Here is a 12,816-nt window from a genome sequence, read left to right as displayed (position 1 = left end):
GAAAAATTATGCACTTACCTGAGCAATCCAGTCTTCCAGATTGTAATAATTACTGATGCGGTCAACCTTACCGTCTTTGATTTCAAAAAACGCGCCGGCAGGCAACACATACTTCTGCCCGTTTGCAGCCGGTAAGCCTTCATCAGTGCTCAGGTATTCCCCGTGTACCACAAACTCAGCAGCCGCCCGGCTGCCATCGGCTGAGACCATGACGACAATATCCGTCAGTTGCTCTTTGTAGTGAGCATTCATCTTATCCATAAAACGTGCAAAGGCCTCTTTGCCCACTTCTGTGCCACCCTGATTAATACCATGACGCACATCGTCGGTCAGTAACGCCAGAAACGCATCCATATCGCCACGGTTGAACGCCCCGTAATAGGCTTCGATCAGTGCCTGGGTCTGCATCTTTTATACTCCTGTCGGAAAGTAATTTACCTTGTTGCCGGTTACTCTAATGATTTCCACTGCAGACACCATACCCTGATGCGACATGGGTCAGTATCTGAACATTAACCACTTGATCCACATGGCTAAACTGCTAATCTCAGGGAAAAATCAGTGACCAGAATACAACTATGCGTGCACTTCCTCCCCTGAATGCCCTGCGGGTATTCGAAGCAGCCGGTAAACAACTGAGCTTTACCCAGGCCGCACACGTTCTTAACGTAACGCAGGGAGCCGTCAGCCGGCAGATAAAACAGCTGGAAGACTATCTCGGTGTGCCACTGTTTATTCGCCTGCATCATCGTCTGGAACTCACCGATGCCGGCCGCCAGCTACTGACCAAGCTAGAGCAGTCATTCAACCTGATGGAAGGTGCGGTACAGGAACTGCGGGATCCGAACCAGCGCCAGAAACTGAATATTCTCGTTCCCCCTACTTACGCCACCCGCTGGCTTGCCCCCCGCCTGAGCGATTTCCATCACCGTTTCCGGGAACTGGAACTGTCGGTACAGGATCAGGCTAACGACCAGATCATCTTCGACTGCCAGATCCGCTTCGGCCAGACCGCCCGCCCCCAGCATTACAGCGAGCTGCTGGTACTGGAACAGCATATTCCGGTGTGTGCACCACCTCTGCTGGAACAGGCCCGGCACCTGGAACAGGAAAACCATAACCTTTTGCATATCCTCCATCAGGGCAAACGCCTGCCGGTCTGGGATAACTGGCTGCAGGCTGCCGGCCTACTGGACCGGATTGATCCCGCCCGGGGTATGGAATTCAGCACACTGGATCAGGTGATCAATGCTGTAAAAGGCGGCGCAGGCTTCGCCATCATCGATAAACAGATGATCAGTCACGAACTGGCCGATGGCAGCCTGATTCAGTTCAGCGATGTCGAAGTATCCGGCCCGGCCGGTTACTGGCTGGATATCGTCAATGACCGGCAGGGACTGGCCAAAGTCATTCATTTTACCGACTGGCTCAGGGAAGCAACGCTGGCTATTTCTTAATCAATCGGAAGGGTGTATCCTGCGCGGCACTTATAGCTTAACTGACACCTTAAGCTGCATCTTAGCAGCCAGCCGGAAGACCATACGCCTGTGACACTAATCGCCAGCCTGCCCTGGTATGACCTGAGCACCAGCCACTCGCAGCTAGATGATTTCTGGCGGACGGCCCGTGCCTGTCTGGCTGAACATCTGGCAGAAGGCTGTGAGCTGTTACCTCTTCAGCTGGACCGCAAAACGCCACTGGAAACCCAGTGGCAAAGCCCGCAACTGCTGATCAGCCAGTGCTGCGGCCCGGACTTGTTTACACCGCACGCCGGTGAACTGATGCCGGTTGCCCGGCCAGTATTCAGCGACCTTGACTGCCAGCCGGGAAACTATTTCAGCCACATTGTCACGGCGGCTTCACCGCGGTCCGGTAATCGTCTGGTAGTCAATTCACCCAGCTCCCGCTCCGGCTGTAATGCGCTACTGGAATGGTTTGCTGCGCAGGGCTGGCAGGCAGATCAGTACCTGATCAGCGGCTCACATGAAGCCAGCCTGCAGCTGATCCGCGATGGCCTGGCAGACTATGCCGCCATTGACGCCCATTCATGGAACCTGCTCAGTCAGTCGGATACCGACAACGGCATTGTCATTATTGACCGCAGCAGCGAAGCACCGGCCCCTCCTTATGTTACCCACAGGCAAGGCAAAGTATCCGCCGACCTGCTGTGCACGGCGCTCAGCCAGGCAGTAGCCTTGCATGGCGATTCACTTGGCATCGCCGGCATTCTGCCTACCGCTACCGACGTGTATCGCAGTATGCGCACCCCGGCTGCGACCGGCTGGCGCTGCAGCGCCCCCCTTGCTAGCCACCCTGTCGTGCAAGCAGACGATAGCCTGCCCTGGCAGATTTCCTGCTCCTGAGCCTGCAGGCGACTATTATTAACAGCATCAGTTCTTAACGACCTCCGCCGTATAAGGAGAAGCTGTATGCTGCACATTGAAAACGTTAATCATATTGGTATTCGTATCCGCGACAAATCCCGCTCAGTTCACTTTTATGAACAGCTGGGATTTCAGTTCATGACCGATACCGGCTTTGATGAAGGCCATCCGGTGGTGATGCGTCACCCCAGCGGCGTGGTACTCAACCTGCTGGGGGCACCTGAAATCAGTGGCGACTGCAATATTCTGATGGACCTGCCGGAAAAATATACCGGCATTACACATATCGCCCTGACTGTCAGCTCCCTCAGCGAAGCCCGGCAATTCATGGAAACCAATAACATTGCCATCACAGGCAGTTTTGAAATCCCCCATATGGAGGCGATTTTCATCCGTGATCCGGACGGCAACGTGATTGAACTGGATGACTTTGTGGATAATCAGACTACCGGTACTGGCGGCTTCGACCAGCACGTATAGCACGTCATCAATACCTGAAACTAAGCCGTGAGCGTGTTTCTTGCCAGCTGCATTAATGACAGTGATGTCACGCGCTCCACCGGTATTGTGTCGATTCGCTTTTCAGATTCCGTCGGAAATACACACCATGAGTCATCACTGTTCTGATACCAGTTCGTGAGGGTATGGTAAGGCGACCGGCACTGATCCGGGTGAATTTGCCATCCCCAGATCATGATCATCGGTACCTTCATCATCTGGAAAATATGACACGGGCCACAATCATTAGAGAGGGTTAAGGCTGATGCACTGGCCAGATCAATCAGTTCATTGACGGATGGAGACAAAACGATTTCGTAAGGATACTCCGCCAACAGCTGTTCAACCTGCCCGGCTTTCTGAGCTTCCTGCGGGCCTAATACAACACAAATCCTGCTGATATTCTCTGCATCATCAAAGACCTGCTTCGCCGCCTCACAGTAGTTTTCAACCGGCCAGACTTTAAACTCTCCCGCACCGCCTCCCGGCACCAGTGTCAGCGTACTTTTTTCTTCCGGCGCTTCGCGGCCTAACGCTTTAATGATCGTGGTATCAAAATCGGTGCCTAATGCTGCATTCGCAAGCGCCAGATTATCCAGCGCTATATATTGCTTACCTTTATCCACAAGCATGTGCCGGGTATAAAGCCCGAGTTTATCGATGAGCCCTGAATCACTGAATGCGTATTTACGTTTAATCCCGGAAGCCAGTACCGCAAGGTGGATTCTCTCTGAACCGGAATAGACATTGAATACAGTATCGAAGCTTCCATTCCTCAGACTGCGAAGCACTTTCATAAAATGCCAGTGCTGGTAGTTAATCAGAGCATCTGCAACGCCGGCATCCACTAACACCCGACTGTTGCCGGAACGGGTATACACGGTGATATGCGCATCCGGATACTGCTTCCTGATCGCATACAGCATGGGAATCTGAGTGGTGATATTGCCGAACTGCTCACGGTTAGGCACAAATACCGCAACATTTTTCATTCGAATCCTGCCCTTTACAGCCTGTTAACTGACCTGGAAATGGTATCGGATGAATTGTTGATAAAAGGTAAAACCTCATGACAAAACCATGAAGATTCTTCTGCAGATTAACGCTCTTGAACGATGCTTACCTGTTACTGAAGATGTATAAAACCTGACACTGTTCTTCAAAGACTTTTAACAAGCACGCAGGCAGCGGTGGTTGCAATCAGCATTTTTCGAACTTCTGCCCGGTATTCTCATCCGGCGGAGAGAACACAAACCGCTGTATCTGTAACCTTTCTTAGCACGACAAAACCTGCCTTGTGCACGACATAAACGTGCTATGTGAAAGAAAACGTTCACTTTTTTCAGGGTATTTTTGTAAAGTTATATTTTGTAAAGTTATAGTACCCTCGGTAACGCAACCTCAGTAAGCAGTCCAAAAGCTGCAGGCTCCGTCACCGCTGAGTTCAGTCTGACCAACCGGAAAATCCGCCTATGATTCTCAAGTCCGACCACGACGGCATATTTACCATCTCTTTTTTACTCTTGCCGGAGTACGCCATGGTTGGGTTACTGTCTGCCATAGAACCGCTGCGGGTGGCTAACCGCTTCGCTGGCCGGGAGATTTTTCGCTGGCAGCTGCTATCGGATGACGGTGAAAGTGTAAATGCCTGTAATCAGTTAGCCATACAGCAAACCCAGTCTATTCAGGAGGTCGAAACCCCGAAGAACCTGTTTGTATGTGCCAGCTTTAACCCGGAAAAATACATCAACGAGACCACCTTATCCTGGCTGAAAAAACTCTACCGCAAAGGTTCAGTGCTCGGTGCGATGGATACCGGCTGTTACGTGCTTGCTGCTGCCAACTTACTGCGTAATCAGCGTTTTACTCTGCACTGGGAAGCCGTACCGGCATTTCAGGAAGATAATCCGGGGGTGGAAATCAGTAACGAACTGTTTGAAATTGATAAGAACCTGATCACCTGCGCCGGTGGCACGGCAGCCATCGACATGATGCTGCACATTATTCAGGCTGAGTTTGGTCACGACCTGGCAATTAACGTTTGCGAGCAGTTTATCCAGAGCGGTATCCGGCAGAAATCTGCCAAGCAGCGCATCGGCCTGGCAGCCCGTCTTAAAATTCATCATCCGCGGCTGCTGAAAGTGCTGGCCAAGATGGAAGCCAATATCGAAAACCCGCTGTCTCCCAGCGAACTGGCTGAGCATGCGCATTTATCGGTACGGCAACTGGAAAGACTGTTCCGCAGCCATCTGGATAAATCCCCCACCGGTTACTATATGCAGATCCGGTTGGAACGGGCTCAGCAATTACTGCGGGAATCACACCTGAGTGTGGCCGAAATAGGCATCGCCTGTGGCTTCAGTTCAGCCCCGCACTTTACCCGCAGTTACCGTAACCAGTTTCAGCTCAGCCCCAGCGAAGACCGCTAACCGGCTAAACCCGGAATCCAACAGGGAGCTGAACAGATATGATTACCATCGCACGCTTTTCTTTCCCCTACGAAGCCCACATCGCCCGGGCGAAACTGGAATGTGCCGGCCTGACACCCTTTGTGGCAGATGAACATACCATCAACATGCAATGGCTATACTCCAACGCCATGGGTGGCGTCCGCCTTCAGGTACCCGAGGCTCAGGCTGAAACTGCACTGGAAATTCTTGCACAGGAAGAAGATGAAGCAGCGCTGGTTGAAGAACAGGGCTGTGACACGGCTCCCTGTCCGGTATGCCACAGCCATAACACCGAGTATTATCAGTTTGGCCGCCGCTGGACCTTTCTTTCCATCATGTTACTGGACCTGCCTGTTTTCCCGATCCACGACGGCATTAAATGCCGCAACTGCGGACAGTGCAGCAAGACCCCGCCAGACACTGACAATTAAGCAGGCAGACGGCTCAGGTTTACCATCGTTATCATTATCTGAAACACACCAAAACTGTATACAGAACAATATACAGAAAGAGTCTACAGGCCCTGTAAAACCGTGATCTGCAGCAGCTTTTCAGAGGATATAAATACCAAAGTCGCAGAAGCCTTAACTAAGCCTCTGAACAACTTGACTGTGACCCTAAGACCGGCTAAATTCCTGCTCCAATAGTAAACACGGATTTAATTTTGGCAACTTTCGCTTCTTTTGATAAACGCAACGATAAACCGGGCAAAACTCCTGGCGATTCGGCGTGCGTGTGAAGTAGCGAAAGACAGCAAGAAATCACATACGAAAACCGGTCGCAGGCGCACCGGTTTTTTTTTGCTTGTGTGCTGTGGCCAATAACAACCCAGGAGTTGAACATGTACCGCGGATCCTATGTCGCAATTATCACCCCATTACGCGACAACCAGCTGGATGAAGATGCTTTACGTAAAATGGTGAACTGGCAGATCGAGCGTGGCACCAACGGCCTTGTGCCGGTCGGTACCACCGGCGAATCGCCAACCCTCAACGAACAGGAACACAAACGTGTTATCGAAATCGTTGTGGAAGAAACCGCCGGCCGCGTACCTGTTATCGCAGGTGCCGGTTCTAACAACCCTGTTGAAGCGGTTGAATACGCACGTCATGCACAGGAAGCCGGTGCCGATGCCCTGCTGTGTGTTGCAGGTTACTACAACCGTCCGAATCAGGAAGGCCTGTATCAGCACTTCAAACTGGTTCACGACAGCGTCGATCTGCCGATTGTGATCTACAACATCCCGCCACGTGCGATCGTGGATGTACTGCCGGAAACTATGGCCCGCCTGGCTGAACTGCCACGGGTAATCGGTGTGAAAGATGCTACAGGTGATCTGTCCCGTATCTGTCAGGAACGTCTGGTTATTGAGAAAGAATTCTCTTACCTGTCCGGTGAAGATATGACCGCACTGGCGTACAACGCTTCCGGTGGTTATGGCTGTATTTCGGTGACCGCGAACGTTGCACCGACCCTCTGTGCACAGATGCACAAAGCCTGTCAGGAAGGTAACTTTGCAGAAGCACTGGCCATTCACGACAAGCTGGCACCGTTGCACAACGCTATGTTTGCTGAGCCAAGCCCAGCCGGCCCTAAGTATGCAGCCTCACTGTTAGGCCTGTGCACTGAAGAGTGCCGCATGCCGGTCATGCCGCTGTCTGAAGAGACCAAGCGCACACTGGAAAGCCTGCAACACCTGATGGGTTAATTCCCCATACGCAACACTCCGGGTTATCGCGGTCAGGCACTATTTCACACCAAGCCTGACCGTGAAACTCCCGTCTATTCTGCATCCCTCTGATCAGACATTCCTGACCATTCCCGGATACGCCGTATTTCATCTGCACTGATGCCCAGAGATTCCAGAAAGTCCTGATGCGCTTCCGGCATTTGCTGTTCGAACTGGATATGCCAGTTATGCTGGGCCTGTTCATCCATGCCACTTGCTTCCAGCACCGCCACCCAGGCATCTTTATCCAGTGCACGGGTCTGTGCCTGCATGGCCGGATCTCCCAGCAAAGTCAGCAGTATTTGCTGTTGCTCACGTAAACCGGCAATTTCCTGATTAAGATGCTGTAACCGCTGCTGCAGAATATTCCCCGCCGACTGGGGTTCACTTTCCAGCAACCGGGCAATAGCTTCCAGCGAAAGACCTGCCTGCCGGTAACGGCAGATATCTTCCAGCCGCTGCAAATCCTGCCCGTTATACAGGCGGTAATTCGCCGCACTGCGACCACCGGGCTTTAACAGACCGATTTTGTCGTAATACAGCAAAGTGCTGCGGGATAAACCAAACCGGCGACTCAGCTCACCAACGGTATACATAAACACCTCCTGTATTGCTGTTCATCCCGCAACATTTTCGGTTAAGCGCCGGCAAACGGCTGCAGATCCGGCTCAACCCAGCCAGCTTTGGCAGCTTCTGAAAACAGGACGTCCTGGCGATAATGTCGCAGCAGCAATTGCTGAGCATCCGTCAGTAAATCAGCGTTCAGCTCAATAAAAGCCTGCCAACCAGCCGCCTGACACCCTGTCTGACGCTGCTCCAGTATCTGCAACAGGGCAGCGGTAATGGTGTAATGAAACTTATCATCCGCCCCCAGACTGCCGGCATAGCGGCGGATACCCGCCACCAGCTTTTCCAGCGCCGCCGCCGGACCGTATTTATCCACATACAGCCAGGCAATACGGATATGCCCGCGGTGATCAAAATAGTCCGGTGATAAACTGCAGTCTTCAAACTGTGTAATAAAGTCAGCGTCTTGTAACATGATTTCTGACATACCGTCTTTTCCTTTCCGCTCAGTGTAAAACGGCAAGCCTAAACTATGAAGTTATAGTCAGGTAAAGCAGTAAAATCAGGTAATGAAAAGAACAGACAAAAAAACCGGTGGCCTTCCTTTGCAGAAGGTTACACCGGAAAGTCGCTACACACGCGAAAAGGCTTTCAGAGCTGCCGGTGACGGCCATCCTCTGAAACAGGCAAGTCATAAATCCGTTGCAGCTCGGCAGCTTTGTACACCGCATAACTGTTCAGAAACCGATCCGACAGGACCCATAGCCAACGCAATATATCCATCGTTTTCTGCGTTGCAGGTAACCGCTGTAATTTGATTGTCTGAGTGATATTCATCAGCTACCTCCCATCAGTTTTATGCTGTCATGCACCCGGTTGATGGAGGTAGAATAGAGCAATATTGGGCTTAAAAAAGATCCACTATTATTTATATATCAGACCCACTTAACCAATTAAACAATCCGCTAAACAACGTCGTCATAGCAGTACCGACAGCAAAAACAACACGCTTAACTGTTAAAAACCAACACAGACAGTTTCCGTTTTCGGCAACTAAACACCCGAATGTTTGCATTTATCTACAAGGGTCTTTACCGCAGGATGAAGCACAGACTTGCCGAAAATAGCGGCCAGACCGCTGCAGGTCTCCGGAGCCCAACACCACTATCTGAGGTTTGTATGAAATATAAAAATAATATCTCCACAGCCGTATCTCTGACCGCCGCGCTGGTCATTGGCAGCTGTACCAGCAGCTTTGCAGCCACCAACTGGAAAATCGCCGGCGGTGATTCCGAAGGTAGCTCTCAGCATGCATTCGGTCTGAAATTTGTTGAACAGCTGGAAGCCAAAACCGGCGGTGAATACACCGGTACACTGTTCATGAACAGCCAGCTGGGCAGCGAGCAGGACACTGTTGTTGAAGCGGGTCTGGGTACCCTGGACTTCTCTATTCTGGCCATCAACAACGTCACACCATTCTCCCCTACTGTGGGTATCTTTACCCTGCCATACGTCATCCAGAGCCTGGATGAAGCCGAGTTACTGACTCAGGGTGAGGTAGGTGCAGAGCTGGTAGAAAACACCGTTAAAGATGCCGGTGTGCGGATTGTCGGCTGGGCCTATACCGGTTTCCGGGTACTGACCAACTCCAAGCAGCCAATCGAGACCCTGGAAGATCTGCAAAAAGTTATCGTCCGGGTACCGAAGAACGAAATCATGATCGATACCTACAAGGCCTGGGGTGGCAACCCGACGCCAATGGCATGGTCTGAAACCTTCACCGCTCTGCAGCAGCGAGTTGTAGACGGTCAGGACAACCCGTATGTAACCGTTGATGCCATGAAATTCGACACAGTGCAGAAGTACGTGACGAACATTCGCTACATCTTCTCCATCGAGCCGCTGATCATGAGCGAAAGCGTCTATCAGGATCAGACTCCTGAAGTACAGCAGGCCATCGTTGAAGCCGGTAAGGCAGCGACCAAGCACAGTGCTGAATTCCTGACCGCTAACGAAGCCCGTATCAAGCAGCAGCTAATCGAAAAAGGCATGATCATCACTGACCCTGCCAACGGTGAAAAAGAGTGGATCGAGAAAGCCACCACCGCAGTATGGCCGAAGCACTATGAAAGCATTGGCGGTAAGGACAAACTGAACCGCGTACTGCGCCTGCTGGGCCGCGACGAAGTTTAATCCTGAGGTTTTATAACTTCGCTTCATAAGTAAAATTGCCCTTCCGGCTCATGCCGGCAGGGCTTTTTTCGGTTACTCTAAGACCAACCTCAGCCGCTAAGTTATGACCGCCATGAAACGTACCAGCCTCTCCGGACAGATTGCCGATATCGACCTGAAACTGTTACGGGTGTTCAAAACCGTGGTGGAATGTGGCGGCTTTTCCGCCGCCGAAGTGGAACTGAATATCGGCCGCTCAGCGATCAGCCGGCAAATGTCTGATCTGGAAACCCGGCTGGATATGCATCTGTGTTTACGGGGCCGCTCCGGCTTTCAGCTCACCGAACACGGCCGGCTGGTCTACAAAGCCACCCAGGAACTGTTGGTTGATCTGGAAAAATTCCGCGCCAATGTGAACGCTGTCCACAGCCGGTTAGTGGGGGAACTTACCCTGGGCCTGACCGATAATATGCTCACCGATGCCAACTCTGCGGTCACGGAGGTGCTGGGTAAATTCCACCAGCAAGAGCCCGAAGTTAAAATCAACCTGCAGGTAGCCTCCCCCAATGAAGTGGAACGGGCAGTCATTGAAGGCAGGGCCAATATGGGGATCATTCCCCAGCACCATATTCTGCCCGGGCTGGAGTACCATGACCTGCATGCGGAAACCTCACTGTTTTACTGTGGCAACCGCCATCCACTGTTCGAGCTTCCGGCAGCAGACATCGACATGCCCCGTATCAGCCAGCATGACTTTATCGCCCCCGGCTATACCCACTCAGTGCTTCTGAAAGAACAGTTTCCCCAGCTTAAAGCTGCCGCCACGTCTTACCAGGTTGAGGGCATCGCCACCCTGATTCTCAGTGGTCAGTACGTGGGCTTTCTGCCGGATCACTACGCCGCCCTGTGGGTGGAGAAAGGCCTGATGCGTCCCCTTCTGCCGGAAACGCTCAGTTATCAGGTGCCATTTAAAATCATTGTCCGCCGTGATGCCCGGCCCAATCTGCTGAGGGCTGCGTTACTGGATGCTTTCAGTACGGAGAATTAGTTTCCAAAATTGGAAACTTTACCCGTCATAATTGCCATTTAACGACATCTGTCCCCGCCTTACAGTGAATTTTTGATCATTGAGGTGAGGAACTCATATGTCAGTCACACAGGACAATCGTTTCAGCCCACTGGCATCCGAGTCAGTACCCCGCTATGCAGGCATTGCCACCTTTATGCGCCTGCCCCATTACAGCATTGCCGAAGCCACCGACGCCGAAATAGGCCTGTACGGCATCCCCTGGGACGGCGGTACCACCAACCGCGCCGGTGCCCGTCACGGACCACGCCAGATCCGCGACGCCTCTGCCCTGATGCGCAAGGTGCATCCGGTACTGAATATCAGCCCGTTCAAACTGGCCCGCTGTGCAGACTTTGGCGACGCACCGGTGAATCCGCTGGCAATTGAACCGACGCTGGACATGATCGAAAACTTCGTCGCCGAAATGGTCGAACATAACATTATGCCGCTGGGCGCCGGTGGCGATCATCTGGTCAGTTTACCGGTATTAAGGGCTCTGGCGAAAAAGCACGGGCCGCTGGGCATGGTGCATTTTGATGCCCATACCGATACCTGGGACCGTTACTTCGGTGACTGCAAATACACCCACGGCACACCATTCCGCCGGGCCATTGAAGAAGGCCTGCTGGACCCGAAACGCATTGTCCAGATAGGCATCCGTGGTGGCCTGTACAGTGAAACCGATGATGACTGGGGGCTGGAGCAAGGCATCCGTGTCATGCGCATGGAAGAGTTCACAGAACTGGGCGTTGCCGGCGCACTGAAAGTAGCCAGAGAAGTGGTGGGCGATCAGGCCACTTACATCAGCTTCGACGTTGACTGCCTTGATCCGGTCTTTGCGCCGGGTACCGGCACACCGGAAATTGGCGGCCTGACTACCGTTGAAGCACAGCATATGGTGCGCGGCCTGCGCGGTCTGAACCTGATCGGAGCTGATCTGGTGGAAGTGTCTCCGCCGTTTGATCCGAGTGGCGCTACAGCACTGGTAGGCGCAACCCTGATGTGGGAAATGCTCTGCCTGCTGAGCGAAAAAGTTTCACAGGACAGAAGCGAATAATCGTAACGTTTTGCAGGCCGGAGCTCATCTCCGGCCTCACTGCTATAAGTTATAAATCAGCCACACCGGCACGGATCTGCGAACGCAGAATTATCAGTTCCGGGAAACCGTAGAAAAAACAGATTTTCTGCTCAGCAATGCTCACCTGACAGTCTTCAGGCTGCTCTTCCTCTACAAAAATGCTAAAGCTCTCAGCGATATCTTCCGCTGGATTGGTCGCTGCATATTCAGCCAGGAAGTGGCCACGGTAACGACTGTGCAGCACTTCCGCAGACTCCTCCTCAGCTTCACTTACCATCTGCGGAGTCCAGAACTCCCGGACAAACTGATTGATGTACGAACCTTCCCGGGCACATCCTTCTTCCAGCTCAATACGGTTCTCACAGACAGTATAATCAACCTCTATCTGCTCATTGTTGAGAGTAATTATATGGCCCAGCTCATGCACCAGCACAAAGACAAGATTTTCAATATCCAGCCTGTTCTGTAAATCAACCGACTTCTCATCAATGGATAACTGCCATTCCCGCAATTTTCCATCAATCGCAATCACCGAAGCTCCACCTTCGTTTTCCGGGCCACTGACATAGTATTCATGCACCCTGGCTAATTGTTTTCCCGGTACAATTGCTGTGAATATCTGCCAGATTCGTTCTGCTCTGGGGCGGTCAATCTGCTGTGGCAAATAACTCCCTGCTTCTTCAAGCCTGCCATCGTTTACCCAATACAGAATGTACGCTGGCTCTTCTTCAGCTGAAGCCATTGCCCAGACAGTGCCGTACACTCCCAGCAACAATCCACCACTGAGTACAGCAACCAGTAACCGTTTAAGCATCTGCATCCTCTCTTAATACACGTCCGCTACATTACACCCTGCTCTGTTCATACAG

14 protein-coding genes are annotated in these 12,816 nt (G+C 52.1%); 9 read left to right on the top strand and 5 right to left on the bottom strand.

The features are described from left to right. Nucleotides 1–6 precede the first annotated feature (6 nt). Nucleotides 7–408 carry a ketosteroid isomerase-related protein gene (locus JYB63_RS16075; protein WP_205658917.1) on the bottom strand — a complete coding sequence of 134 codons (402 nt, stop codon included), beginning with the start codon at nucleotides 406–408 and terminating at the stop codon, nucleotides 7–9. Between the two features lie 170 nt (nucleotides 409–578). Here JYB63_RS16075 and JYB63_RS16070 point away from each other — a divergent pair, with 170 nt between their 5' ends. From JYB63_RS16070 to JYB63_RS16060, 3 genes are all read left to right on the top strand, one after another. Beyond that, nucleotides 579–1,457, top strand: coding sequence for a LysR family transcriptional regulator (locus JYB63_RS16070; RefSeq protein WP_205658916.1), 879 nt, complete (start codon nucleotides 579–581; stop codon nucleotides 1,455–1,457). A 90-nt stretch (nucleotides 1,458–1,547) separates the two neighbouring features. Next, nucleotides 1,548–2,363 (top strand): PhnD/SsuA/transferrin family substrate-binding protein, encoded by an 816-nt coding sequence (locus JYB63_RS16065; protein ID WP_205658915.1) that lies wholly within the window; start codon nucleotides 1,548–1,550, stop codon nucleotides 2,361–2,363. Between the two features lie 66 nt (nucleotides 2,364–2,429). Continuing rightward, a complete protein-coding gene (locus tag JYB63_RS16060) occupies nucleotides 2,430–2,864 on the top strand; it encodes a VOC family protein (protein ID WP_205658914.1) in 435 nt (144 codons plus the stop codon). A gap of 20 nt (nucleotides 2,865–2,884) precedes the next feature. Here the strand turns inward: JYB63_RS16060 and JYB63_RS16055 are convergent, their stop codons facing one another. Then, entirely contained in the window at nucleotides 2,885–3,874 is a 990-nt protein-coding gene (locus JYB63_RS16055) for a glycosyltransferase family 9 protein (RefSeq protein WP_205658913.1), read from the bottom strand. A 480-nt stretch (nucleotides 3,875–4,354) separates the two neighbouring features. Here JYB63_RS16055 and JYB63_RS16050 point away from each other — a divergent pair, with 480 nt between their 5' ends. The 3 genes from JYB63_RS16050 (at nucleotide 4,355) to dapA (ending at nucleotide 7,040) form a co-directional block, all read left to right on the top strand. Continuing rightward, on the top strand, nucleotides 4,355–5,311 hold the full coding sequence (locus JYB63_RS16050; protein WP_205658912.1) for a GlxA family transcriptional regulator: 957 nt from the start codon (nucleotides 4,355–4,357) through the stop codon (nucleotides 5,309–5,311). Nucleotides 5,312–5,349: 38 nt separating this feature from the next. After that, entirely contained in the window at nucleotides 5,350–5,763 is a 414-nt protein-coding gene (locus JYB63_RS16045; RefSeq protein ID WP_205658911.1) for a putative signal transducing protein, read from the top strand. Between the two features lie 410 nt (nucleotides 5,764–6,173). Beyond that, on the top strand, nucleotides 6,174–7,040 hold the full coding sequence (dapA, locus tag JYB63_RS16040; protein WP_205658910.1) for a 4-hydroxy-tetrahydrodipicolinate synthase: 867 nt from the start codon (nucleotides 6,174–6,176) through the stop codon (nucleotides 7,038–7,040). Nucleotides 7,041–7,114: 74 nt separating this feature from the next. Here the strand turns inward: dapA and JYB63_RS16035 are convergent, their stop codons facing one another. Continuing rightward, on the bottom strand, nucleotides 7,115–7,657 hold the full coding sequence (locus JYB63_RS16035) for a MerR family transcriptional regulator (RefSeq protein ID WP_205658909.1): 543 nt from the start codon (nucleotides 7,655–7,657) through the stop codon (nucleotides 7,115–7,117). A gap of 41 nt (nucleotides 7,658–7,698) precedes the next feature. Beyond that, complete coding sequence (locus JYB63_RS16030) at nucleotides 7,699–8,115, bottom strand: hypothetical protein (protein WP_205658908.1); 417 nt, start codon at nucleotides 8,113–8,115, stop codon at nucleotides 7,699–7,701. A gap of 692 nt (nucleotides 8,116–8,807) precedes the next feature. Here JYB63_RS16030 and JYB63_RS16025 point away from each other — a divergent pair. The 3 genes from JYB63_RS16025 to speB all read left to right on the top strand — a co-directional run bounded on the left by JYB63_RS16025 (nucleotide 8,808) and on the right by speB (nucleotide 11,926). Beyond that, nucleotides 8,808–9,821: a TRAP transporter substrate-binding protein gene (locus JYB63_RS16025; protein WP_205658907.1), complete on the top strand. Its 1,014-nt coding sequence runs from the start codon at nucleotides 8,808–8,810 to the stop codon at nucleotides 9,819–9,821. A 103-nt stretch (nucleotides 9,822–9,924) separates the two neighbouring features. Beyond that, nucleotides 9,925–10,848 carry a LysR family transcriptional regulator gene (locus JYB63_RS16020; protein WP_243432017.1) on the top strand — a complete coding sequence of 308 codons (924 nt, stop codon included), beginning with the start codon at nucleotides 9,925–9,927 and terminating at the stop codon, nucleotides 10,846–10,848. Nucleotides 10,849–10,945: 97 nt separating this feature from the next. Continuing rightward, complete coding sequence (gene speB, locus JYB63_RS16015; protein WP_205658906.1) at nucleotides 10,946–11,926, top strand: agmatinase; 981 nt, start codon at nucleotides 10,946–10,948, stop codon at nucleotides 11,924–11,926. Between the two features lie 49 nt (nucleotides 11,927–11,975). On the opposite strand, the gene JYB63_RS16010 is transcribed toward speB, so the two are convergent. Next, nucleotides 11,976–12,761 carry a hypothetical protein gene (locus JYB63_RS16010; protein WP_205658905.1) on the bottom strand — a complete coding sequence of 262 codons (786 nt, stop codon included), beginning with the start codon at nucleotides 12,759–12,761 and terminating at the stop codon, nucleotides 11,976–11,978. Nucleotides 12,762–12,816 lie beyond the last annotated feature (55 nt).

Source organism: Aliamphritea spongicola (assembly GCF_017051665.1).
GTDB classification, from domain to species: Bacteria; Pseudomonadota; Gammaproteobacteria; order Pseudomonadales; family Balneatricaceae; genus Amphritea; species Amphritea spongicola.
The sequence above is the reverse complement of the archived record's forward strand: the minus strand, read 5'-3'. Positions and strand labels throughout refer to the sequence as shown.